This is a genomic window from Achromobacter sp. SD115 (assembly GCF_017355315.1).
Taxonomy (GTDB): Bacteria; Pseudomonadota; Gammaproteobacteria; order Burkholderiales; family Burkholderiaceae_B; genus Achromobacter; species Achromobacter xylosoxidans_B.
The window spans coordinates 20,078-41,757 of the sequence record NZ_JADIJM010000002.1 but is presented as its reverse complement, the minus strand read 5'-3'; the positions used below and the strand labels follow the sequence as shown (position 1 = coordinate 41,757).

At 68.0% G+C, this 21,680-nt stretch carries 19 protein-coding genes; 15 read left to right on the top strand and 4 right to left on the bottom strand.

The window, feature by feature from the left end:
* The first annotated feature begins 1 nt into the window (after position 1).
* The 12 genes from IPU70_RS02560 to IPU70_RS02505 all read left to right on the top strand — a co-directional run bounded on the left by IPU70_RS02560 (position 2) and on the right by IPU70_RS02505 (position 13,124).
* The gene (locus IPU70_RS02560) at positions 2-1,000 is read left to right on the top strand and encodes an ABC transporter ATP-binding protein (RefSeq protein WP_207464689.1); all 999 of its coding nucleotides are present in this window, start codon (positions 2-4) and stop codon (positions 998-1,000) included.
* Entirely contained in the window at positions 997-1,809 is an 813-nt protein-coding gene (locus IPU70_RS02555) for an ATP-binding cassette domain-containing protein (RefSeq protein WP_207464687.1), read from the top strand. The genes IPU70_RS02560 and IPU70_RS02555 overlap by 4 nt, the downstream gene beginning before the upstream one ends.
* On the top strand, positions 1,806-2,942 hold the full coding sequence (locus IPU70_RS02550; protein WP_207464684.1) for a YncE family protein: 1,137 nt from the start codon (positions 1,806-1,808) through the stop codon (positions 2,940-2,942). Before IPU70_RS02555 ends, IPU70_RS02550 begins: the two co-directional genes overlap by 4 nt.
* A 35-nt stretch (positions 2,943-2,977) precedes the next feature.
* Positions 2,978-3,973, top strand: coding sequence for a DctP family TRAP transporter solute-binding subunit (locus tag IPU70_RS02545; protein WP_207464682.1), 996 nt, complete (start codon positions 2,978-2,980; stop codon positions 3,971-3,973).
* Complete coding sequence (locus tag IPU70_RS02540) at positions 3,973-4,452, top strand: TRAP transporter small permease (RefSeq protein WP_207464680.1); 480 nt, start codon at positions 3,973-3,975, stop codon at positions 4,450-4,452. Before IPU70_RS02545 ends, IPU70_RS02540 begins: the two co-directional genes overlap by 1 nt.
* A gap of 4 nt (positions 4,453-4,456) precedes the next feature.
* Positions 4,457-5,740, top strand: coding sequence for a TRAP transporter large permease (locus IPU70_RS02535; RefSeq protein WP_207464679.1), 1,284 nt, complete (start codon positions 4,457-4,459; stop codon positions 5,738-5,740).
* Positions 5,737-6,666 (top strand): CoA ester lyase, encoded by a 930-nt coding sequence (locus tag IPU70_RS02530; protein ID WP_207464676.1) that lies wholly within the window; start codon positions 5,737-5,739, stop codon positions 6,664-6,666. Before IPU70_RS02535 ends, IPU70_RS02530 begins: the two co-directional genes overlap by 4 nt.
* Entirely contained in the window at positions 6,663-8,375 is a 1,713-nt protein-coding gene (locus IPU70_RS02525) for a thiamine pyrophosphate-binding protein (RefSeq protein WP_207464674.1), read from the top strand. The genes IPU70_RS02530 and IPU70_RS02525 overlap by 4 nt, the downstream gene beginning before the upstream one ends.
* A 17-nt stretch (positions 8,376-8,392) precedes the next feature.
* A complete protein-coding gene (locus IPU70_RS02520) occupies positions 8,393-9,643 on the top strand; it encodes a Zn-dependent hydrolase (RefSeq protein WP_207464672.1) in 1,251 nt (416 codons plus the stop codon).
* Complete coding sequence (locus IPU70_RS02515; RefSeq protein WP_207464670.1) at positions 9,640-11,136, top strand: aldehyde dehydrogenase; 1,497 nt, start codon at positions 9,640-9,642, stop codon at positions 11,134-11,136. The genes IPU70_RS02520 and IPU70_RS02515 overlap by 4 nt, the downstream gene beginning before the upstream one ends.
* A 271-nt stretch (positions 11,137-11,407) precedes the next feature.
* Positions 11,408-12,364: a tripartite tricarboxylate transporter substrate binding protein gene (locus tag IPU70_RS02510; protein WP_242702287.1), complete on the top strand. Its 957-nt coding sequence runs from the start codon at positions 11,408-11,410 to the stop codon at positions 12,362-12,364.
* 16 nt (positions 12,365-12,380) lie between these two features.
* Positions 12,381-13,124, top strand: coding sequence for a class II aldolase/adducin family protein (locus tag IPU70_RS02505; RefSeq protein WP_207464668.1), 744 nt, complete (start codon positions 12,381-12,383; stop codon positions 13,122-13,124).
* On the opposite strand, the gene IPU70_RS02500 is transcribed toward IPU70_RS02505, so the two are convergent.
* On the bottom strand, positions 13,112-14,818 hold the full coding sequence (locus tag IPU70_RS02500) for a thiamine pyrophosphate-binding protein (RefSeq protein ID WP_207464666.1): 1,707 nt from the start codon (positions 14,816-14,818) through the stop codon (positions 13,112-13,114). The genes IPU70_RS02505 and IPU70_RS02500 overlap by 13 nt on opposite strands.
* Positions 14,819-14,977: 159 nt before the next feature.
* Between IPU70_RS02500 and IPU70_RS02495 the strand changes: the two genes are divergently transcribed.
* Complete coding sequence (locus IPU70_RS02495) at positions 14,978-16,015, top strand: LysR family transcriptional regulator (RefSeq protein ID WP_242702286.1); 1,038 nt, start codon at positions 14,978-14,980, stop codon at positions 16,013-16,015.
* Between the two features lie 81 nt (positions 16,016-16,096).
* Here the strand turns inward: IPU70_RS02495 and IPU70_RS02490 are convergent, their stop codons facing one another.
* Together IPU70_RS02490 and IPU70_RS02485 are read right to left on the bottom strand one after the other, a co-directional pair.
* Positions 16,097-16,453, bottom strand: a complete 357-nt coding sequence (locus IPU70_RS02490; protein ID WP_207464665.1) for a hypothetical protein — start codon at positions 16,451-16,453, stop codon at positions 16,097-16,099.
* A 128-nt stretch (positions 16,454-16,581) separates the two neighbouring features.
* A complete protein-coding gene (locus IPU70_RS02485) occupies positions 16,582-17,559 on the bottom strand; it encodes a tripartite tricarboxylate transporter substrate binding protein (RefSeq protein ID WP_207464663.1) in 978 nt (325 codons plus the stop codon).
* 301 nt (positions 17,560-17,860) lie between these two features.
* Here IPU70_RS02485 and kdgD point away from each other — a divergent pair, with 301 nt between their 5' ends.
* Both kdgD and IPU70_RS02475 read left to right on the top strand, forming a co-directional pair.
* A complete protein-coding gene (kdgD, locus tag IPU70_RS02480; protein ID WP_207464661.1) occupies positions 17,861-18,775 on the top strand; it encodes a 5-dehydro-4-deoxyglucarate dehydratase in 915 nt (304 codons plus the stop codon).
* A gap of 59 nt (positions 18,776-18,834) precedes the next feature.
* The gene (locus IPU70_RS02475; protein WP_207464659.1) at positions 18,835-19,770 is read left to right on the top strand and encodes a hypothetical protein; all 936 of its coding nucleotides are present in this window, start codon (positions 18,835-18,837) and stop codon (positions 19,768-19,770) included.
* 12 nt (positions 19,771-19,782) lie between these two features.
* Here the strand turns inward: IPU70_RS02475 and ilvA are convergent, their stop codons facing one another.
* Entirely contained in the window at positions 19,783-21,369 is a 1,587-nt protein-coding gene (ilvA, locus tag IPU70_RS02470) for a threonine ammonia-lyase, biosynthetic (protein WP_207464657.1), read from the bottom strand.
* Positions 21,370-21,680 lie beyond the last annotated feature (311 nt).

The following is a 21,680-nucleotide window of genomic DNA, read 5'->3' as shown; positions in this document are numbered from 1 at the left end:
CATGACCGCAAACAGCCAACCCCTGCTGCGGGTCGAAAACCTGCACATCGACATCCACACACCCACGCACACCAAGCACGTGGTGCGCGCGGTGGACTTCAGCCTGGAGCGCGGCAAGACCCTGTGCATCGTCGGCGAATCGGGCTGCGGCAAGTCGCTGACCGCGCTGGCCCTGCTGGACCTGCTGCCGGCGGCCGCGCGCCGCCGCGTGGCCAAGCTGGAGTTCGCCGGCCAGGACCTGGCGGCGCTCACGCCCGCCGCGCTGGCGCAGTTGCGCGGCGCGCGCATCGCCATGATCTTCCAGGATCCGATGACTTCGCTGAACCCGGTGTTCCCCATCGGCACCCAACTGGTGGACGTGCTGCGCCGGCACAAGCGCGTCAGCCGCCGCGAGGCCGAGGAGCGCGCCGAATACCTGCTGCGCCGCGTCGGCATCGCCAATCCGCGCGACCGCATGCGGCAGTATCCCTTCGAGTTGTCGGGCGGCTTGCGCCAGCGCGTGATGATCGCGATGGCCCTGATGTGCGGCCCAGAACTGCTGATCGCCGATGAACCCACCACCGCGCTGGACGTGACCGTACAGGCCGAACTGCTGGACCTGCTGCGCGACATCCAGACCGAGTTCGGCCTGGGGATGGTGTTCATTTCCCACGACATGGGCCTGGTGGCGCGCATCGCCGACCACGTCATCGTCATGTATGCGGGCGACATCGTCGAAGGCGGCAGCGTGCGCGAGGTGCTGGAGCACCCCAGCCATCCGTATACCGCCATGCTGCTGAACTGTATCCCCCAGCCCGGACGCACCGCGCCGCGCGCCGACCTGCCCACCATCGCCGGCGCCGTGCCCTCGCTGGACACCGCCATCCGCGGCTGCGCCTTCCGCGACCGCTGCCCGGTGGCCGAGGCACGCTGCGCCCAGCCCTTCCCGCCGCGCGTGCAGGGCGGACACCGCTGCCTGTGCGTCAAACCCGGCGCCTTGCGCCCAGGAGTCACGGCATGAGCAGCCGCACTACGCCTTCCGCCAGCATCAGCCTGAACGCGCTGTGCTTCCAGTACGGCCGCGCCAGCCTGTTCTCGCGCCGTCCCGCCCCGCGCATCCTGCATGACGTCGACCTGCACGTGCCAGCCGGCCAGACCATCGGCCTGGTGGGTGAATCCGGCAGCGGCAAGTCCACCATCGCCAAACTGATGCTGGGCCTGCTGGCGCCGACGCAGGGCCAGGCGCTGCTGGACGGAAAACCACTGGCCGCGATGCCGGCGCGCGCCCGCGCCCGCCGCATCCAGATGGTGTTCCAGGATCCGTATTCTTCCCTCAACCCGCGCCGCACCATTAACGAAATCCTGACCGCGCCGCTGCGCACGCATGGCATCGGCAATGCGGCCTCGCAAGCCGCCGCGGTGCGCCGGATGATGGACGCCGTGGGCCTGGTGCCGGCCTTCGCCGCGCGCTATCCGCGCGAACTGTCGGGCGGCCAGCGCCAGCGCGTGGCCATCGCCCGCGCGCTGATGCTGGAGCCGCAGCTGCTGATCTGCGACGAGCCCACCTCCGCGCTGGACGTGTCGGTGCAGGCTCAGATCCTGAACCTCTTGATGGAGCTGCAGCGCGAGCGCGGCCTGGGCTATCTGTTCATCAGCCACAACCTGGCCGTGGTGCAACACATCGCCGACGAGATCGTGGTGCTGCAAGGCGGCCGCGTGGTCGAGCGCGGCTCCGCCAGCCAGGTGTACTTCGAGCCGGTCCATCCGTACACGCGGCAGCTCATCGGCGCCACCCTGGCAGTGCCGCAAGCGCAGGAGCTGGCGGCATGAAGCCTCAGAACGCACGCCACCTGCTGCTGGTCGGCAACGACCAGAAGGTCACCTGGGACGACGGCCAGATCCGTTTCCTGGCGCCGGGCAACGACAGCCTGTGCGTCTACGACGCCGGCGCCAATCCCGCCGCGCCCGAGCTGGTCGCCACTCTGTCCCTGCCCAACTCGCTGTTCGGCCCGCCGGTCAACTTGGCCGTCACGCCCGACCAGCGCCTGGGCCTGATCGCGGATTCCATGGACTGGCGCACGCGCGCCGATGGCGCCGGCTGGCAGCCCGAGCCCGGCCGCGGCCTGTACGTGATCGACCTGGAAGCCAATCCACCCGCCATCGTGCAACGGCTGGAGGTCGGGCTGCAACCTTCGGGCCTGGCCATCAACCGCGCCGGCACGCTGGCGCTGGTGGCCAACAAGGCCGGCCGCTCCGTGTCGGTGCTGCGCATCGCCGGCAAGCGCGCCGAGGTCTGCGGCGAGGTCGACATGGACACCGCCGTCGTGGCCGTGTCCTTTGCCGCCGACGGCCGCCGCGCGTTCGTGGTCAAGACCGACAACCATCGCCTGGGCGTGCTGCGCATAGACGAGAGCGGCGCCACGCCGGTCGTGGCCCACGACCCCGCCGAGGACCTGACCACCGGCCTGGTGCCGTTCAACCTGGTGGTGTCGCCCGACGGCGCGCTGGCGCTGGTGGTGGACATGGGCAGCCCGACCGCGTCGGATGGCCACGCGGATTCGGTCAGCGTGGTGGATCTGCGCGCCGATCCGCCGCGCGTGATCGACCGCGTCATGGTCGAGGACGGCCCGGAAGGCATCGCCATCAGTCCCGACGGCCGCCATGCGGCGGTCGCCATCGTGCAAGGTTCAAACAACCCGTCCAGCGCCTGGTTCCACCACCCGCGCGGACAGATCGTGTTGCTGCGTATCGACGGCCAGTCCGTGACCCGCGCCGGCGCCATCGAGGTCGGCGCGCTGCCCGAGGGCGTGGCCTTCAGTCCCGACAGCCGCTATCTGTACGTCGGCAATTTCCTGGATGCCGAAATGCAGGTCCTCGCCGTGGGCGACCACGGCCTGAGCGACACCGGCACCCGCATCGCCCTGCCTGGACGGCCCGCATCGATGCGCGCGCAGTCCTACTGACCCTACCCATTCCCCCCTGCTCCCGGAGTTCCGCCATGACCATCGCTCCTCAAAAGAAACAAACCTTGCTGGCCGCCGCCCTGCTCGCACTCGCCGGCCTGGCGCCGCTGTCGGCCCATGCCCTGGACATCAAACTCGGCCACGTGCTGGCGCCCAGCCACAGCTGGAACAAGGCCGCCGAAGGCTTCGCCGCCGAGGTCAAGGAAAAGACCGCCGGCCGCGTCAATTTCGTGCTGTTCCCCAGCGGCCAGCTCGGCAATGAGAAAACCATGCTCGAAGGCCTGCAGATCGGCAGCCAGGGCGCGGCCATCATCGGCTCGGGCTCATTGCAGCCCATCGAACCCAAATTCGGCGTGGTCGAGCTGCCCTATACCTGGTCCACCTCCCAGCAGGCCTATAAGGCGTTCGACGGCGAGCTGGGCGAGGCGCTGGCCAAGCTGGCGGACAAGAAGAACCTGACCATCATTTCCTGGTGGGAAAACGGCTTCCGCCACGTCACCAACAACCGCGGCGCGGTCGCCAAGCCCGCCGACCTGGCCGGCCTGAAGACCCGCGTCACGCCCGACAAGATGCGCCTGGACACGTTTACCGCGCTGGGCGCCAACCCTGCGCCGCTGGCTTTCGGCGAACTGTATTCGGCGCTGCAGCAGAAGGTGTTCGACGCCCAGGAGAACCCGCTGTCCATCATCTACACCTCGTCCTTCTTCGAGGTGCAGAAGTACCTGTCGCTGACCGGCCACGTCTGGGGTCCCGCCAACCTGATCATCTCCAAGCCGGTCTGGAACCGCATCTCGGCCGACGACAAGAAGATCGTGCAGGCGGCCGCCGACAAGTGGCGCGACGCGCAACGCCAGATGATCACGGATGGCGACCAGCAGTTCATCGCCCAGTTGAAGGAAAAAGGCATGCAGGTCAATGAGGTCGACAAGCCCGCCTTCGCCGCCGCGGTCGCGCCGGTGTGGAAGACCTACTCAGTCACCTACGGCCCCGAGCTGATGGCCCTGGTGCAGAAGTACCGCGAGGCCAAGTAATGCTCAACCGACTGTCCGCGATCCTGTCGGGCATCAGCAAGGCCTTCGCCGCCCTGGCGGTGGCCTTGCTGGCGATCCTGATTTCCTATGTGGTGTTCGCCCGCTTCGTCACCCACACCACGCCGCACTGGGCCGAGGAATTGCCGCGCCTGGTGCTGGTGTGGTCCGCCTTCATCGGCGGCGTCGTCTGCAGCTTCGAGCGCTCCCACCTGATGGCGGGGCTGCTGCCCTTCGTGGTGCGCAATCCCCGCATCCTGAATGTCTTTGAACGCATCAACCAGGCGCTCATCATCGTCGGCCTGGCGGCGCTGGGCTATGCCGGCTGGCAGCTGGCCGAACTGACCATGGACCAGACCCTGCCGGCACTGGACGTGTCGGCCGGCGTGGTGTATCTGGCGCTGCCCTTCGCCTGCGCCATCACCATCGTTGTGCATCTGGCCCAGCTGTTCTCCGCCGCTCCCGCCGCTGCAAAGGATTAACAAGATGTCTACGGGTGCTCTCTTCCTGATGGGCGTGTTCACGATCACGGTGCTGATCGACATGCCCATCGCCTTCGGCCTGGTGCTGTCCTGCCTGGCCTATCTGGCGGTCTACGATTCCGCCCCTATGATGGTGGCGGCGCAGCAATATGTGGTGGGGCTGGACAGCTTCACGCTGCTGGCGATTCCGCTCTTCATCCTGGCCGCGCAACTGATGAACGGTGCCGGCCTGACCCAGCGCATCGTGCGCCTGTGCGCCGCCATCGTCGGCGACATCAAGGGCGGCCTGGCCGTGGTGGCCGTGTTGGCCTGCCTGATGTTCGGCGCGCTGTCCGGCTCGGGCGTGGCCGACGTGGTCGCCATCGGCAGCCTGTTGCTGCCGGCCATGGCCCGCAGCGGCTACGACAAGGGCTTTTCCTGCGCCCTGGTCGGCAGCGCCGGCGCCACCTCCACCATCATCCCGCCCAGCATCGTGCTGATCGTCTACGGCACCATCACCGACACCTCGGTGGGCAAGCTGTTCGTGGCCGGCATCATTCCGGGCATTCTGCTGGGGCTGTCGCTGATCGGCGTGGCCATCTGGCAATCGCGCAAGCACAACTGGGCCGGCGGCCAGCCCTTCAGCTGGCCCGAGCTGCGCGCCGCAGCCATCGACGCGTTGCCTGCCCTGATGGTGCCGGTGCTGATCATCGGCGGCATCCGCTTCGGCATCTTCACCGCCACCGAGGCCGCCTCCAGCGCCATCATCTACGCCTTGCTGATCGGCTTTTTCTGGTACCGCACGCTGAGCCTGAAGTCGCTGTGGGACAACCTGAAATCCACGGGCGAGAGCAGCGCGTCCATCCTGCTCATCATCGGCGCGTCGGGGCTGTTCGCCTGGGTGCTGGTGGCCGAGCAGGTGCCGCAGGCGCTGTCCACGCTGCTGGTCGAATGGACCGACAGCAAGACCGCCGTGCTGCTGGTGCTGACCGTGGTGCTGCTGCTGCTGGGCACCTTCATGGAAGCGATCCCAGTCATCATCATCGTGGCCCCGGTCGTGATGCCGGTGCTGGCGCACTACAACATCGATCCGGTGCACTTCGGCATCCTGCTGTCGATCAACATGGCCATCGGCGCCAACACGCCGCCGGTCGGGGTCGACCTGATGGCTGCTTGCAAGATCGGCGGCATCAACATGATGCAGACCCTGCGCCCGCTGTCCTGGATGATGCTGGCCATGACCGCAGTCATGCTGCTGCTGACTTTCGTACCCGAACTGGTGCTGTTCCTGCCGAGGCACGTGCAATGACCCCCATCACTCCCTCCCGCCGTCCCCCGTTCCTGCGCCGCAGCTGGATGTTCGTGCCCGGCCTGGACGCCAACGCCCAGGCCGACGGCCTGGCCAGCGGCGCCGACGCGCTGGTCGCCGACCTGGAAGAGTTCACCGCCCCGGCGGACCGGCCGGCTGCGCGTCCGCGCATTGCCGAGCTGTTCGCCCGCTGCCGCGCCCAGGGCGTGGTGGCCGCGGTGCGCATCAACAAGTTGGAAGAAGACGGCCTGGCCGACCTGCGCGGCGTCATGCCCGGCGCTCCGGACGCGGTATTCCTGCCGCATGCCGAGAGCCCGGCGCAGATCGCCGCCCTGGACCAGGCGATCACCGCGCTGGAAGCCGAACTCGGCCTGCCCGCCGGCAGCACCGAGATCGTACCCACGCTGGAGTCGGCGCTGGGCGTGCACCGCGCCTACGACATCCTGACCGCCAGCCCGCGCGTGTCCGCCTGCCTGCTGGCGGCCGAGGACCTGACCGCCAGCCTGGGCGCCGAGCGCGGCAAGGACGGCATCGAGCTGCATCACGTACGCGCCCGCTTCCTGCTGGATTGCACCGCCGCGGGCTGCCTGCCGATCGACTGCCCCTTCAACTACCGCGACATGCCGGCGCTGGAAGCCGATGTGCGCTGGGCCCGCCGCCTGGGGCTGAAGTCCAAGTGCGCGACGGTGGCCGACCAGGTCAAGCTGATCCACGCCGTGTTCACGCCCGCCCCGGACGAAGTCGCGGCGGCGCAAGATTGCGTCGTGCGCTACGAAGCCCAGCGCGCCGGCCGCCATGACGCCGAGCGCATCGATCCGCCTGTCTACAACACCGCGCGCCGCCTGTTGGCGCGCCATCACCAATTCGAACGATGGGCCGCCGAGCGCCGCGCGCAGGCAGTCCCGCAACAAGGAGACTCCGCATGACGTCAGCCGCAATTCCCGAACGCAATGGCGGTCAGATCCTGATGCAGCAGCTGCGCATCCATGGCGCGCGCCGCGTGTTCATGATCCCCGGCGAAAGCTATCTGCCCTGCATCGACGCGCTGAACGACCACACCGATGCCATTGAAGCCGTCGTCTGCCGCCAGGAAAGCGGCGCGGCCTACATGGCCGAGGCCTATGGCAAGCTGACCGGCGAGCCCGGTATCTGCTTCGTCACGCGCGGCCCGGGCGCCACCAACGCCAGCATCGGCGTGCATACTGCCTTCCAGGATTCCACCCCGATGATTCTGTTCGTGGGTCAGGTGGGCAATGATTTCATGGAGCGCGAAGCCTTCCAGGAGATCGACTACCGCCGCATGTTCGGCCAGATGGCCAAGTGGGTGGCGCAGATCGACCGCACCGACCGTATTCCCGAATACATCTCGCGCGCCTTCGCCGTGGCGACCAGCGGCCGTCCCGGCCCCGTGGTGCTGGCGCTGCCCGAGGACACGCTGTGGGGCCGCGCCCGCGTCGCCGACCTGCCGCGCTACCCGCGCGTGCACAGCCACCCCGGCGCCGCCGATCTGGCCCGCATGACCCAATTGCTGGACGCTGCCGAACGCCCCTTCCTGCTGCTGGGCGGCAACGGCTGGCACCAGACCGCGATCGATCAGATCGCAGGCTTTGCCGAGCGCTTCGAGCTGCCGGTAGGCACCGCCTGGCGCCGCCTGGAATGCTTCGACCAGCGCCACCCCAACGCCGCCGGCCACGTCGGCTGGGCCATGACGCCGGAACTGCGCCAGCGCCTGCGCGACGCAGACCTGGTGCTGGCCGTGGGCACGCGCATGGGCGAGGCCACCACCGAAGGCTATACCGTCATCGAAAGCCCGCTGCCGCGCCAGCAGCTGATCCACGTGTATCCCGACGCTGCCGAACTGGGCCGGGTGTTCTCGCCGACCCAGGCCATCGTGGCGGATGTGGCCAGCTTCGCCGCCGGCGTGGCCGGACTCGTCCCCGGCCACAAGACGGGGCGCGGCGCCGCCGTGCGCGCGGCCCACCAGGAACTGGTCGACAGCCTGGAACCGCTGGCCTCGCCCGGCCCGATGAGCCTGGACCAGGCCGCCGCCTACGTCGACGCGCATGTGCCGGCCGACGCCTGCATCACCGTGGGTGCGGGCAACTATGCGCTGTATCCGCATCGCTACCGCCGCTATGCCGGACCCGGCACCAGCCTCACGCCCACCGTGGGCTCCATGGGCTACGGCCTGCCGGCGGCGATCTCGGCCAAGCTGGAAGACCGCAAGCGCACGGTGGTGTGCTACGCCGGCGACGGCTGCTTCCAGATGAACATGCAGGAGCTGGGCGTGGCGCTGCAATACCGCCTGGGCGTGGTGGTGCTGGTGTTCAACAACGGTATCTGGGGCACCATCCGCGCGCACCAGGAACGCGAGTTTCCGGCCCGCACCATCGCCCTGTCCTTCGAGAACCCGGACTTCACCCAGATCATCCGCGGCTACGGCGGCTATGGCGAAGCCGTCGAAGACACCGCCAGCTTCGGCCCCGCCTTCGAGCGCGCGCTGGCCTTTGCCGAGCGCGAGAACCTGCCGGCCCTGCTGGAAATCCGCTACGACGCCAACGGCATTTCGCCCGGCGAAACCCTGATGGGCATCCGCGAGGCCGCGCTGGCCCGCAATGCCGCCGCCGGCCACTGACACAGAGGGATTCCAATATGACGACGACTATCTCGATCAACGGACAGCGGCTGTGGCAGTCGCTGATGGACCTGGCGCAGATCGGCGCCACGGCCAAGGGCGGCAACTGCCGCCTGGCGCTGACCGCGCTGGACGGCCAGGGCCGCGACCTGGTCACCGGCTGGATGCGCGATGCCGGCCTGACGCTGCGCGTGGACCAGGTGGGCAACATCTTCGCCCGCCGCGCCGGACGCAACAACGATCTGCCGCCGGTCATGACCGGCAGCCATATCGACACCCAGCCCACCGGCGGCAAGTTCGACGGCTGCTACGGCGTGCTGGCGGGCCTGGAAGTCATGCGTAGCCTGAACGACCATGGCGTGGTCACGGAGGCGCCGCTGGAAGTGGCCATCTGGACCAACGAGGAAGGCTCGCGCTTCGTGCCCGTGATGATGGGTTCGGGCGTGTTCGCCGGCAAGTTCCCGCTGGAAGTGGCGCTGTCCGCCACCGACCGCGACGGCAAGTCGGTGGCCGACGAGCTGGCCGCCATCGGCTATGCCGGGACGGACCCCGTGGGCGGCCGCCCGGTGGGGGCCTACTTCGAGGCCCACATCGAGCAGGGCCCGATCCTGGAGCACGAGGAAAAAGTGGTCGGCGTGGTGACCGGATCGCTCGGCCTGCGCTGGTACGACGTGACCGTGACCGGCATGGAAATGCATGCCGGCCCCACCCCGATGCCGATCCGGCGCGACGCGCTGTATGCCGCGAGCTACCTGCTGCAGGCGGTCGTGGAGATCGCCAACGACAATCAGCCGCATGGCCGCGGCACCGTCGGCGAGATCCACGCGCACCCCGGCTCGCGCAACGTCATCCCGGGCCAGGTGCGCTTCACGGCGGACCTGCGCCACGAGGACGAGGCCACGCTCACCCGCATGGACCAGCGCTGGCACGAGATCTGCGCGGACATCGCGCAGCGCCACAACGTGGCCGTGGACGTGAAGCACGTACAGTACTTCCCGCCCACGCCGTTCGACCTGGACCTGGTGGGCAAGGTGCGCGACGGCGCCGCCCGCCGCGGCCTGGCCGCCATGGACATCGTCACCGGCGCCGGCCACGACGCGGTCTACATGGCTGCCGTCACGCCCACCGCCATGATCTTCGTGCCCTGCAAGGACGGCGTCAGCCATAACGAGATCGAGGACGCCAAGCCCGCCGACCTGGAAGCCGGCTGCAACGTGCTGCTGGACGCCATGGTGGCGCGCGCCAACGCCCAGGGGGTCCGCTCATGAGCCAGGATGCCGCCTACTGGCGCGCCCGCGCCGCCGCGCTTACCTTCAACGGTCAGGCCTATATCGATGGCGCCTACTGCGGCGCGGCCGATGGCGCCACCTTCCCCGCCACCAGCCCGATAGACGGGCGCAAGCTGGCCGATGTCGCGTCTTGCGGCGCGGCCGACGTGGACCGCGCCGTGCAGGCCGCCCGCCGCGCCTTCGAGGCCGGCGTCTGGAGCGGCCTGGCGCCGCGCCAGCGCAAGCAACATCTGCTGCGCCTGGCTGCGCTGATCGAGGAGCACCGCGAGGAACTGGCGCTGCTGGAAACCCTGGACATGGGCAAGCCCATCCGCGACGCGCTGGCCTTCGACGTGCCGGAAACGGCGCGCTGTTACGCCTGGTACGCCGAAGCCATCGACAAGATCTACGACGAGATCGCCCCCACCGGCCCGGACGCGCTGGCCACCATCACGCGCGAAGCCCTGGGCGTCGTGGCGGCGGTGGTGCCTTGGAACTACCCCTTGATGATGGCCGCCTGGAAGGTCGCGCCGGCTCTCGCCGCGGGCAACAGCGTCATCCTCAAGCCAGCCGAGCAGGCTTCGCTGTCGGCTATCCGGCTGGCGGCGCTGGCCGAGGAAGCCGGCATTCCCGCCGGGGTCTTCAGCGTGGTACCCGGCCTGGGCGCGCAAGCCGGCCAGGCGCTTGGCCTGCATCCCGACGTGGACTGCATAGCCTTTACCGGGTCCACCGCCACCGGCAAGCGCTTCATGGCGTACTCGGGCCAGTCGAACCTGAAGCGCGTCTGGCTGGAATGCGGCGGCAAGTCGCCGCACATCGTGTTCAAGGACTGCCCCGACCTGGACCGCGCCGCCCAGGCCGCGGCGCTGGCCATCTTCTCCAACCAGGGCGAAGTCTGCATCGCCGGTTCCCGCTTGTACGTGCAGGACGGCATCTACGACGCCTTCATGGCCAAGGTCGCGGACTACGCCGCCACGCTGCAGCCGGGCGATCCGCTGGACCCCGCCACCGCCATGGGCGCCATGGTCGATGAACGCCAGATGCGCGGCGTGCTGGCCCGCATCGAGGCAGGCTCCGCCGAGGGCGCGCAGCTGCGTCTGGGCGGCCGCCAGGCGCGCACAGCCACCGGGGGCTACTACATCGAGCCGACGATTTTCGATTGCGCTGATCAGGACAGCAGCCTGGTGCGCGAGGAAATCTTCGGCCCGGTGCTGGCCGCGCAGCGCTTCGCCACCGAGGACGATGCGGTGCGGCTGGCCAACGACTCGATCTACGGCCTGGGCGCAGGCCTTTGGACCGCCAACCTGTCGCGCGCCCACCGCCTCTCGCGCCGCCTGCGCGCGGGCCTGGTGTGGGTCAACTGCTACGCCGACGGCGACATCACCGTGCCGTTCGGCGGCGTCAAGCAATCCGGCTTCGGCCGGGACAAGTCGCTGCACGCGCTGGACAAGTACAGCGACCTGAAGACCACCTGGATCAGCCTGACGCTCTGATCTCCCGGGCGGACGCCTGCACGGCGTCCGCCATCCATGCCATTTCGCGTTATCTGCTTGGCCGCCGGCGTCATTGAAGGCGGCCGGTCCTTGTGCGACCTTGAACGGCGACGGCCTACCTACCGGGACGCCGTTGCGGGCAGGCGCAGGCGCTCTCCCGCCATCAGAACAATGACTGGAGACAACGATGCGCAATGCGATAAGGCGAGGCGGAACGCAATCCGCCCCCGGGGCAATTCCATCATCATGGCGACGGGCCGCGCTGGCAGCCATGCTGGCCGTTTCGGCCTGGGCCGCAGCCGGGCCGGCTTGGGCGCAAGCCCCCTATCCCGCCAAACCCGTCACCATCCTGGTCGGCTTCCCCCCCGGCACGGCCACCGACACCGTCGCCCGGATGGTCGGCGACCGCCTGGCGCAGCGGCTGGGCCAGCAGTTCATCGTCGAGAACAAGCCCGGCGCGGGCGGCTCCATCGCCGCGGGGCTTGGCGCGCGCGCCAAGCCCGACGGCTATACGCTCATGATCGGCGCCTCCGCGCCGCAAGCCATCAACCCGCATGTCTATCCCAACCTGAACTACGACGCGCGCAAGGATTTCGCGCCCATCGGGCTGCTGACCTGGCTGCCCTATCTGTTCGTCGTCAGTCCGGACAATCCAGCCAGTAACCTCAAGGACTTCCTCGCGGCCGTGAAGGCCAAGCCGAACCAATACACCTACGCCACCACCGGTGTCGGCACCACCAGCCATCTGGTGACCTCGGTGCTGCTGGCCAAGGCCGGCGCCAGCATGATCCACGTGCCTTACAAGGGCAGCAGCCAGGCGCAGACGGACATCGTGGGCGGACGGACCTATGCCAGCTTCGACACCATGGTGTCGTCCCTGTCCATGGTAAAGGCCGGCCGCCTGAAGGCGATCGCCGTCAGCACCCCGGAGCGGGTCGCCAGCCTGCCGGATGTACCTACGGTCGCCGAACAAGGCTTTCCGGGCTTTGACATGGGCGCCTGGCTGGGCCTGATCGCGCCCGCCGGCATCCCGTCCGACATCCAGCAAAAGCTGGCCGTCGAGGTCAACGCCGTACTGGCGGACCCGGCCGTGCGCGACAAGCTGGCGGACCTGGGCGCCCAGGTCCGCACCACCGCCACGCCCGCCGAATTCGGCGCGCTGATGAAGTCCGAGCACGAGTCGTGGGGCAAGGTGGTGCGCGATTTCAACGTCAAAGCCAGCGACTGACCCGGAGACCCGAACCATGCATAGCCCCATGAGCCCCGCCGAACGCGACACCCGCATCCAACTGGCCGCCTGCTACCGGCTGGTGTCCCACTTCGGCATGAGCGATCTCATCTACAACCACATCACCGCGCGCATGCCCGGACCCGAGGGCCATCTGCTGATCAACCCCTACGGCATGATGTACGACGAAATCACCGCATCCAGCCTGGTCAAGATCGACCTGGACGGGAACGTTCTGGACAAGCCGGGCGAGTACGGCATCAACGCCGCCGGCTACGTCATCCACAGCGCGGTGCACGGCGCCCGCCACGACGTGCAGTGCGTCATCCACACGCACACGCGGGCCGGCATGGCGGTGTCGGCGCTGCAATGCGGCTTGCTGCCGCTGACCCAGACCGCCATGCGCTTCGCCAAGATCCCGTACCACGACTACGAAAGCGTGGCCATCGACCTGGACGAGCGCGCGCGGCTGGTGGCGGACCTGGGCCAGAACGAGGCGATGATCCTGCGCAACCACGGCCTGCTGGCGGCAGGCCCCAGCATCGCACAGGCGTTCAACACGCTGTACTGGCTGGAGATGGCGTGCAAGGCGCAGGTCGACGCGCTGGCCGCCAACCGCGAACTTTGCCTGCCGCCTCCGGAAGTGATCGAAAAAACCTGGCACCTGTACCAGCCGACCACGCGCCGCCCCTTTGGCGAACTGGAATGGCCGGCCATGCTGCGCCTGATGGACAGGAAGGATCCCGGCTACCGCGAATGAGCCGCCGGCTGGCCGCGCCCCAGCAGATCGATGCCCGCCCCGCTGTCCGCGCCTTCCGGCAGGATCGCAGCGAGGCTGGTCTTGACCTCCAGGAAGTACGGGACGGGCGAGGCCAGCCCGCGGGCGATGGCGCCGGCCACCTGGTCCGCGCGGGTGACGTGCTCTGTCTGCATGCCGAAGGCGCGCGCCATCATCGTGAAATCGGGGCTGGCGAGATTGGTACCTGCGTATCGCCCGGGATAGGTGCGCGCCTGATGCAGGCGGATGGAGCCATAGCAATTGTTGTTGGAGACGATGAGGAACACCGGCAGTCCGCGCTCGGCCGCGGCCATCATCTCGTTGCCCGTCATCATGAAGCCGCCGTCGCCCACCAGGCACACCACCTTGCTTTGCGGATTGCGCAGCTGCGAAGCGATGGCGGCCGGCGTGCCGTAGCCCATGGCGCCGGACTGCGAGGCCATCAGCCTCTGCGGGTAGGCAAAGGGGAAATGGCGGTACACCGGCGCGGCGAAGGTCCCCGCGTCCAGGCAGACCATCAGGTCGCGCGGCGCCTGTTCGACCAGGGCGCGGACCACGGACACGAACGGCACGCCGTCGTCCGCCTTGGGATCGGGCCAGGCGGATATGCGCTCCCGGATGGCGCGCAAGGAAGCCGCCCAATCGCCGCGCGCCGCGCAGCCCGTCGCGGGCAAGGCCGCCAACGCCTGCGCGGTGGCCACCGGATCGGCCACGATGCCGACGTCGGCCGCGAAATGCTGGTTCACGAAATGCGCGTCCGCATGGCAATGCACCAGCGTCTGCGAGGGTTTGGGATAGCCGGGGAATGCATAGCCCTGCGTGGTGATATCGCCCAGGCGCGTGCCCAGCGCCAGGATCAGGTCGCTGGCGTCGAAGGCCGCGACCTGGGCCGCCTGCGTCGCCAGGTCCAGGTCCCCCGCGTACAGCGGGTGCGTGTTCGGAAACAGGTCGTGCTGGCGGAACGATACCGCCACCGGCACGCCATGCCTTTCAGCCAGCTGCCGCAGCGCATCGCGCCCGCCCGGCGCGTTGAAGGCGCCGCCGGCGATGATCAGCGGCTTGCGGGCGCCATCCAGCAAGGCTTGCAGCCGCGCCAGCGTGGCGGGCGCCGGCTGCGTCGGGCTGGCAGGCTCGGCCACCCAATCCGGTTGCGGCACCTGCGCCTGCTGCACGTCTTCCGGCACCACCAGCACCACCGGCCCGGGCGTGCCGGAGGCCGCCACCCGCAGCGCCTTGAAGGCGGCCCAGGCCAGGTCCTCCGGCGCCGCCACCTCATGCACCCACTTCGCGATGGAACCGAACATCTGCTGATAGTCGATCTCCTGGAACGCCTCCTTGCGCAAGTCCTTGCGCGGCACCTGTCCGATCACCAGGATCATCGGCGCGCCATCCTGCTGCGCGGCGTGCACGCCGATGGCCGCGTTGGCCGCGCCTGGCCCCCGCGACACCATGACCACGCCCGGCCGGCCCGTCAACCGGCCGTCGGCGCAGGCCATGAAGCTCGCGCCGCCTTCATGCCGGCAGGTCACCACGTCGATGCCCGGGAAATCATGCAGGGCGTCGAGCACGCCCAGATAGCTTTCGCCAGGCACGAGGAAAACGCGGTCGATGCCATTGCGGGCGAAGATGTCGAGCAAGGCGTGGGAAGACGTGTTCAGTTCGGAAACAGGTGTCATGGATGGCCGGAAACCAAGGGCAAGCGCTCAGGCGCGGGGCGAATACGCAGGAATTCTAGGATGGCTGGCGGGATGCCATGTAGGCATACTGTGCCTATCAGATATACAAGAAACGCACACAAGGAGCGCCTGCCCGCAAGCAGGCGGCGAGACATTGCGATGGACCTACGCAAGATCGAGAACCTGATCCACGTCGCCGATTCGGGCAGCTTCTCCAAGGCTGCCTCGGTGCTGGGCATCGCGCAATCGGCGCTGGGCCGGCAGGTCAGGAAGCTGGAAGACGAATGCGGCTGCGCCCTGCTCTACCGCAACGGCCGCGGCGTGTCCCTGACGCCCGAGGGCGAGAAGCTGCTGGATAGCTTGCGCCCCTTGCTGGCGCAAATGGCGCGGGTCGTGACCGAATTCCACGACGAGCAGAAATCGCCTTCGGGCCAGGTCACCCTGGGCCTGACGCCTACGCTGTCCCATATGGTTGGCATGCCACTGGTGGCGGAAATCTGGAAACGCCATCCGCGCATACAGTTGAACGTCATCACGGGCTATAGCGGCTATGTGCACGAATGGCTGGCCAACGCCCGTGTCGACATCGCCGTGCTGCACGACGCGCGGCGCTCGCAGCACGTGGTGGTCGATCCCCTGGCCGAACTGGATCTGGCGCTGGTATCCCCGGCGCAGAACCTGTCACCCGCCGCGCGGGCCTTGTCCTGCATCGACTTCTCGCAGCTGGCTGATCTGCCGTTGGCGCTGCCCACGCGCAGCCACGGTCTGCGCCGCACGCTGGAACAGGCGGCGGCGCAAGCGGACGCGCCCTTGAACGTCGTATTCGAAATGGACGCGCTGGAACTGATGAAGGAAATCGTGTTGAACGGACTGGCCCACACGGTCCTGGCCCTGCCCGCGGTGGTGGGCGAGTTGAACAGCGGCCAGCTGGTCGCCCGCAGGATCGTCAACCCCGCCCTGTCCACGCGCCTGATGCTGGCCACCGCATCGAACCGACCGCTGACGCAGGCGGTGAAGATCGTGCAGGACATCCTGCGGGAGTTGTTGGAGGAGATGGTTCAGGCGGAGCCTTACCGGTCGTATATGCGGATGGCGGGGGGCGTTCGGGACTACCATGAGCTTGCTGATCGGGAGCCTGCCTGCCGGTTGTCTTTCGGACTCTCGACTCGACCTACATGGTTGATAACAAAAAAATAAATCCACCATCCGGGTGGATTTATCTGCTTAACTTTTCCGGTTTTTTTCCGGTCTTTTTGCCGGCTCCTATCCAGTACCCACTTACCTCGGCACCGGCAGCGGCGGCGCCGGTGTCAGCGGCCCGGCCGGCACGCCGCGCTGCGCCGGCATCGGCGGCAAACGGGATGGCGCCGGACTCATCCAGCCCGGCTGGCGGCTGGGTCCGCTGGAAGGCGGTGCGGGCGGGCCCGGCGGCCTGCCCGCGGTGGCGCAGCCGGTGCCCAGGCAGGGTTCCTGACTGGCGCCCGGATTGACGAGCCGGGGGCATGATGTACCCACGCAGGCATCGGGGATGACGCGGGCCGAAGGCGGGGGCTGGGGAACGGAGGGGCCGCCGCCTTGCGCGGTGGCGGATCCCCAGAAGGCTGCCAGCAGCGCGGCTGCCCAAAGGATTTTCATGGCTACATGCCCTGCCCCTGAGCCGCGACCGCGCGCGGCCTGACCCCGCGTCGCGCCGGGGCCTGAGCGGGCGCGGGACGGTTCCAGTGTGCTCCCGCGCCTTGCAAGCTGTCCAGGCGGCCCCGGCGTCAATCCAGCCGGATGTCCGCGCTTTTCACCACCGAGGCCCAGCGCGCGCGTTCGCTATTGAAGAACTGCGCCAATTCGGCGGGATTGCGTGTGACGATTTCGGCGCCCTGCTCGTTCAGTTGCGCTTTCACGTCCGGCTGGTTGACGATCTGCGCCATCAGTTCCGACAAGCGGATGGCGACGGGATCAGTCGTTGTCACGGGCGCCATCACCCCTTGCCAGGTGCCGGACTCGAAGCCGGCCACGCCCTGCTCGGAGATGGTCGGGATATCGGGCACCAACTGCATGCGTTCGCGCTTGGAGATCGCGATCGGCCGCAGCTTGCCGGCCTTGATGTGGGGCAGCGTGGCCAGCAGGCCGTTCATGATGACCTGGGTCTGCCCCCCTATCGTATCCGTCACCGCCTGCGAGCCGCCCTTGTACGGCACGTATTCCCATTTCGCGCCGGTAGCCTGCTGCACAGCCACGGCGGCCAGGTGCGGCGCGCTGCCGATGGCGGTCACGGCGAAGTTCAGGCGCTGCTGCTTCGACAAGGCCACCAGTTCCTGCACCGTCTTTGCGGGCACGTCGGGATGCACGGCCAGCACGTGGGGCGAATAGGCCAGCATGCCGACCGCGCGCAAGTCCTTGGACGGGTCGAAGGACAACTTGGTGTACACGGACGGGCTGATCGCCAGCGCCCCCACGTCGCACAGCAGCACGGTATGGCCTTCTTGCGCGGCCTGCACCACCAGGCCGGCGCCCAGGTTGCCGTTGGCCCCGGGCTTGTTCTCGACCACCACGGTCTGCTTCAGGGCGTCGGCCAGGCGCGGCGCCAGGATGCGGGCAATGATGTCGGATGAGCCGCCGGGCGGATAAGGCACGATGATCCGCACCGGGCGCGTCGGCCAGTCGCCCGACTGCGCCCAGGCCGGGAGCCACGGTGACAGGCAAAGCGCCGCGGCGCCGCCCAGGAACTGTCTCTTGCTCGGATTCATGGAGTCTCCTCTGGATGGTCTGGTGGACGGCCGCGAGCGCCGGCGTCCGCGCCAATCCTTCGAATTGACCCGACACACCCCCTTCGAACCGCGTCCGACTCTGCGCTAGTCATCGTACAACTAAGAAAATATTTTTGAAAAGCGGAATCTATTGCCATCGGGTATGCACCTATAAAGTGCCAATTTGATAGTAAATGTCGCCTTGAATGGACATATTTGATGTTGTACGATGACTTATCTCTTTCACTTGGCGGCCAGCCGACTCCTACCATCGATGGCGCCCCACACGGATCAACGCGACATGACCACCCCGCAGGAACTCAAGCAGATCGTTTCGGAAGGCTTGCTGTCTTTCCCCGTGACCGACTTCGACCAGAACGGCGACTTCAACGCCAGGTCCTACGCGCAACGCCTGGAATGGCTGGCGCCCTACGGCGCAACCGCGTTGTTCGCCGCTGGCGGCACAGGGGAGTTCTTCTCGCTGGCGGCGGAAGAATACGCCGACGTCATCCGCACCGCGGTGCAGACCTGCGCCGGCAAGGTCCCCATCCTGGCCGGCGCCGGCGGCCCGACCCGCACGGCCATCGCCTATGCGCAGGAGGCCGAACGCCTGGGCGCCAAGGGCATATTGCTGCTGCCCCATTACCTGACCGAGGCCTCGCAGCAAGGCATCGCCGCGCACGTCGAGCAAGTCTGCAAGTCCGTCAAGATCGGCGTCATCGTCTACAACCGCGCGCAATCGCGCCTGTCGGCCGAGAGCCTGGCGCAGCTGGCCGAACGCTGCCCCAACCTGGTGGGCTTCAAGGACGGCGTGGGCGACATCGAGGCCATGGTGCGCATCCGCCGCAAGCTGGGCGACCGCTTTTCCTACCTGGGCGGCCTGCCCACGGCCGAGGTCTATGCCGCCGCCTACCGCGCGCTGGGCGTGCCGGTCTATTCGTCGGCGGTGTTCAACTTCGTGCCAAGGACGGCCATGGAGTTCTACCGCGCCATCGCCGCCGGCGACGACGACACCACCAACCGCCTGCTGGACGATTTCTTCCTGCCTTACCTCGACATCCGCAACCGCGTACCCGGCTATGCGGTCAGCATCGTCAAGGCCGGCGCCAAATTGGTCGGCCACGACGCCGGCCCGGTGCGCGCGCCCCTGACGGACCTGCGGCCCGATGAATTGGACATGCTGGACGCCCTGATCCGTAAGCTCGGCCCGCAGTAAGAGGCTCTCCCCGGCGGTGGTATATATAGACCCCTCCAGCCACCCCAGGGAGCCCGCCGATGGCGCGTCGACGCAGTCTCGCGTTTCTGCTCAGCATGCTTGCCGCGCCCGCGGGCGCGGCCGTGGTCTACGACAATCATGGCCTGGTGGTCGAAGCCGCCACGGACAGCCGCAGCGACTGGAACACCGGCCAGCGACAGGCCACCCGCGCCACCACCATCACGTACCAGGGCAAGCCGCTGTGCGGCAAGGACGTCGGCGCCCTGCTCTATCCCGACGGCCAAAGCATCGAGGCCCGCGCCTTCTTCTGCGCATCCACCGCCAAGGCACTGGAAAAGGACGCCGTGCTGGCCTACTTCACCAGCTCCAGCGCCAATACCGTGCTGGCTCAGCTGCGCGTGGTCAACAACGCGCTGCGAGTCCAGCGCCTGGTCTTGTCGGCCAAGCCGGACCGCGACCGCATCTCCACCACTCGCTTCGAGGACGCGCGCCTGCCGGGCTGGACGCGCGTCCAGACGTCCTGGAACGAGACCGTATTGATCCGCCACGCGCCGCTTGCCGCCCTGAACCTGGGTCCGGGCAAGTTGCTGGACGTGGCCGATGGCGTGGCCTATCTAGCCCTGCCTCCGGGCAGGGACGCGGTCGAGATCGAGCCTACCAAACGGGTCAAGGACGCCGACGGCTACTTGCAGATCGTCCCCGCCATCACCAAGTTCGTGGACACCCCGATGGCATTCCGCGCGGTGCGCATGAGCGACGGCCGCGAACTTGCGCGGCTGGATTTCAAGGACGCCTGCCTGCGCCTGCCGGCCATCCAGTTCGACCGACCGGACGCGCAGTCCAAGTCCACGGCTGCGCCCGACGTGGCCTTCGACGACGTGCCGGCCTGGCGCGCCAGCGCCTTGCTGCTGACGCAGCCGGCGCAAGGACGCGCCACCTTGCGCCTGCAACCAGGCGTGACCTTGCCGCGCAAACCCGGCTGCGCGCCGGGCTGAATCCGGGCGCGCTCAGATCAGGAACTGGCGGTAGGCCTCGTTGCCGGTTTCCTCGGTATGGGCGTAGCCCAATTGCCGCAGGAACGCGTCCAGCGCCGCGCTGTCCGCCAGCGGCGCCTGGATGCCGACCAGCGCCGAGCTGAACTCCGTACCCTGGTTGCGATAGTGGAACAGGCTGATGTTCCAGTTGGGCGCCATCTCGGACAGGAACTTCATCAGCGCGCCGGGACGCTCCGGAAACTCGAAGCGGAACAGGCGCTCGCCGGCCGCCAGCGGCGAGCGTCCGCCCACCATGTAGCGGATGTGCTGCTTGGACACTTCGTTATTGCTCAGATCGCCGACGGAAAAACCCTGCTGCTGCAACGCCGCCATGATGTCCGCCGCATCGCCGCGCCGGGAAATCTGCATGCTGACAAAGATGTGGGCCGTGCGCGCATCAGCGATGCGGTAGTTGAATTCCGTCACGCTCCGCTGGCCGATCACGCTGCAGAAGCGGCGGAAGCTGCCGCGCTCCTCGGGCACCGTCACGGCGAAGACCGCCTCGCGCGCCTCGCCCACTTCGGCACGGTCCGCGACGAAGCGCAGACGGTCGAAGTTCATATTGGCGCCCGAGGTCACCGCCACCATGGGCTGGCCTTGCACGCCTTCGCGTTCCACGTACTTTTTCAGCCCCGCCACCGCCAGCGCGCCCGCCGGTTCCAACACGCTGCGAGTGTCCAGGAATACGTCCTTGATCGCCGCGCAGACCGCGTCCGTGTCCACCAGGATGATCTCGTCCAGGTACTCCCGACACAGGCGGAAGGTTTCCTCGCCCACCAGCTTGACCGCCGTGCCGTCCGAAAACAGGCCCACCTCGGGCAGGTTGACCCGCTCCCCCACCTGCATGGACAGGGACATGGCGCAGGAATCCTCGGTCTGCACGCCGATGACCTTGACGCCCGGGTCCACCGCCTTGATGTAGGTCGCCACCCCCGCCGCCAGCCCGCCGCCGCCGATCGGCACGAAGACGGCGTGCAGCGGGCCGGCATGCTGGCGCAGGATCTCCATGCCCACCGTGCCCTGCCCGGCGATCACATAGGGATCGTCGAATGCCGGGATGAAGGTCAGGTCCTGTGCGCTGGCCAGTTTCTGGGCATGGCCAAAGGCGTCGCTATAGGAATCGCCCGCCTGTACCACCGTCACCGTGGGACCGCCGTGCGCTTTCACCGCATCCACCTTCACCTGCGGGGTCGTCTGCGGCACCACGATGATGGCGCGCACGCCCATCCTGGCGGCCGAGATCGCGACGCCTTGCGCGTGGTTGCCGGCGGACGCCGTGATCACGCCGCGCTCCAGCGCCGCCTGCGGCGTGTTGCGCATCTTGTTGTAGGCGCCGCGCACCTTGAAGGAAAAGACCGGCTGGTTGTCCTCGCGCTTGAAGTAGACCGGGTTGCCCAGCCGCGCCGACAGGCCGCGGGCGCGATCCAGCTCGGTTTCGCGGGCAATGTCGTAGATCCGGGCGGTCAGGATCTGCCTCAGGTATTCCATCGGCGAGGCACGGCCGTCCTGAAATGCGGTCGGCGTGGCGGTTTGCTGGCTGGCTTGCGGGGCGTGGTGCATCTGGCTCTCTGCTTCGGTGTGCTTGCCCGGCAGAGGCGGCCACAAAAAACCCGCCTCTTGGGGCGGGTGGCTGTGACTGTTGCGGTCGCGCGCTAACCCACCATTCCAGGAATGATGGTAATAATCAGCGAAATGCGGACGGCGCGGAAATTCATGGGGACGTAGCTTCCTCCTTGCGCGGCGCTTTGTCAAACGCGGCGCGTCCGATTTAATGCGTCCCCGTTTAATTTGGCGCCATTATGGCCATATCCCGATCGAATCCGCGGGATTTTGCTGCGCAGCAGGCGTAGCGCGGTATTACAATGGAAGGT